Annotated in this window: 3 protein-coding genes; 1 reads left to right on the forward strand and 2 read right to left on the reverse strand. The window is 25.9% G+C overall.

Translation table 11 applies throughout. The features are described from left to right. The coding region (gene yedF / locus Q0V09_RS10150; RefSeq protein ID WP_297489215.1) for a sulfurtransferase-like selenium metabolism protein YedF at positions 1 to 424 on the reverse strand (424 nt) is incomplete at its 3' end. Positions 425 to 588: 164 nt separating this feature from the next. Here yedF and Q0V09_RS10155 point away from each other — a divergent pair. Beyond that, entirely contained in the window at positions 589 to 1992 is a 1404-nt protein-coding gene (locus Q0V09_RS10155) for an amino acid permease (protein WP_297489218.1), read from the forward strand. Between the two features lie 32 nt (positions 1993 to 2024). On the opposite strand, the gene Q0V09_RS10160 is transcribed toward Q0V09_RS10155, so the two are convergent. Continuing rightward, positions 2025 to 2850 (reverse strand): SelB C-terminal domain-containing protein (locus Q0V09_RS10160; RefSeq protein WP_297489221.1); only part of this gene is annotated, 826 nt, incomplete at its 5' end.

The following is a 2850-nucleotide window of genomic DNA, read 5'->3' on the forward strand; positions in this document are numbered from 1 at the left end:
GAAGATCTTTAACTGATGATTTAATTAAAGAAGTTAAAAATACGCCTCTATTATAAAAAAGGATAGCCTTAGGAAGTTCTTCTATTTCAGTTAAAGTATAAATGAAGCCCTTCATAAGAGTTTCTCCTAAAGCATCATCACCTTGTCCCATTTTGTCAGAGTCAATTACTATAACAGTATCGTTAGATTTTTTATTTTCAACTTTGTTTGTTAAAGTTTTTGTAATTTGAATAAAAAATAAATTATCCTTTTCTTCTGTTAAATAATGAAAATTCATTTCATGAGCAAATTTTTCAATATTTTCTTTAGATATCTTATTATCTACAGAAATTTCAATAGTTCCTTCTGAAATTTCTTTTAAAGCATTTTTTGTCATAATAATAGGCATAGGGCAAATTTGTCCAATAGCATCAATTTTTATCATGAAAATTCCTCCTTTATTTTTAATTGTGTTTTATTATATTATACATTATTCCATAATAAAATTATAGATGGAAAATAAGATAATTAAATAACAAAATAATTGCTTTTTGATATAAATAGTGGTATTATAAAAAAGTTTTATAAAAGAAGAAAAAGGAGTTGGGAATGGAAAGAAAGTATCTATCTGTATCATCTTTAGTAATGATGATATTCTTAGGAGTATTTGGTTTTGGTAATATCGCAAATAATTTTAAGGAAATAGGAATGTCCTCTGCCACCATGTTGATTGTGGGTATACTATTGTATTTTTTACCCTTGTGTTTAATCATGGCAGAATTTGGAGCTTATGCAAAAGATAGAACAAGTGGAATATATTCATGGATTGAAATAGGACTTGGAAAAAAAATGGCATACTTAGCTATTTGGTCATATTTTGTAGCAAATATATTTTATCTACCAACATTAGCAACAAGAGTTCCAACATATTTAAGTTATGGAATCTACGGAGATTCTCATATAAATAATTTGGAAATGGCTGGGTTATCAGCAATAGGACTTGTTATATCACTTATTATAGGTATAAAGTTTGAAAAATCTATAGGAAGTTTATCAAAACCTGTAGGTTATATATCTTTATTGACAGTTATTGTATTTTTAGTAGCAGGATTATATTTACATTTTACAGGACAAAGTGCGACACATTTAACTGTAAGCTCTTTTAAAATAGATTTAGCTTCAAAATCAAGTATTGCTGGAGCATTAGGAAGTTTTTCATGGATATTGTTTGCATTTGGAGGAGGAGAAGTAGTAGGACCATATGTAAATAAGGTTAAAAATCCAGAGAGAGATTTCTTAAAAGGATTATTATTATCATCAGTTTTAATAGGAACTTTATATGTATTAGGAGTAATAGCTCTTTCTGCATTTGGAACACAAGCAGATTTTTCAAAAGTATCGTTAGTAAATGCAGTGCTTGCAGGGTTTAAATTTATGGGTGATAAAATAGGACTTGGAATTTGGTTTGTAAAATTAATGGGAATAGCTTATTCTCTAATAACATTAGTTGCTCTAATGCTATGGGGAAGTTCATTAGCAGCAGGAGTATTTAGTGAAGCACCAGAGGGAACATTCCCTGAGTGGTTAACAAAAAAAGATGACAAAAATGGAATTTTAAAAAATGCACTAATTTTTCAAACAATTTTAGCATTTTTATTTATTGCTTTAACAACTTTTGGTGGAAAAGCAGCAGGAGAGCTTTATTATAGAGTATATGATATGTCAACAATGGCTTTAATAATACCGTATTTTTGTTTAGGAATAAGTTATATTGCTTTTAGAAGAAAAGGACATAAGTCGCCTTTTCAAATACATAAATCAAATAGATTATCGATTTGTGCAGGAGTAATTGTTGTAGTAATGACTCTTATAGCATTGATATTTGCAGGATATAATTTCTCTAAACCTTTAGCAGGACAACTGTCTACAATAAAACTTTATTATGGTGGATTAATTATGTTTATGTTAATTGGAGTAGCAATTAAGTTCTTTAGTGGAAAAAAGAAAAAATAAATAAAAACCATAGCATTTTTGCTATGGTTTTTTTATTTTAGAGTACGAATGTCATCGGTTTTTATGGTAATTTTTTCACAATCAAAATAATTTAGATACATTAGTGCATATTTACGACTAATATTCATAGAATCTCTAAATTGAGAAAGAGAAATTGTTTCATGCGTTTCCATAAAATAATTTAATATTTTTATAGCTTCTTTTATAAATCCAGAGAGAACAAATCTATTCTTTTCAATTTCAATAAAAAATCCATTTTTAATAAAATATCTAAATAATATTAAGAAATTAGGTTCATTTTTAAAGAAAGATTGAATATCTCCGTAATTTGAACCGACAAATTTTTTGTTTTTTAAAAAACTAAATATTTTTTCTTTTATTATTAAGTCTTTTTTAGTGAGTTTTATTTTAAAAGAAGGATGCGAGATGATGCCATCTTCAATTTTTAAATATGAATTTGTAACTAAAAAATTAATAAAAGCATTAAATTCATCTTTTTCTTTTGATGGGAAAAAAATATTTTTGATTGTAGCGTTAGATATTCCAGGAAGTAAGTGGTTAAGTGAGTGAAAATTCAAAATATAATCTATTATTTTATTTGTTAAAATAGTAAAAGAATCTGAATCATTTAAAATATTTTTATTTTCTATAACTTTATCAAAATAGATATTTTGTAAATTTTTTATATAATCAACATTATCTTTTTTTATTGAACTTCCTTTAGGTTGAAGGATTTTTATATTTCCTAAAAGGCTTAACGATTCAAGAGATCTAATTATACCAATCTCATTTTTACGAATATATATAGATTTTTCCATTACAAGTTGAAAAAATATAAAATTATTAAAATTACTATGG

This window comes from uncultured Cetobacterium sp. (assembly GCF_947039425.1).
In the GTDB taxonomy this organism is placed as follows: Bacteria; Fusobacteriota; Fusobacteriia; order Fusobacteriales; family Fusobacteriaceae; genus Cetobacterium_A.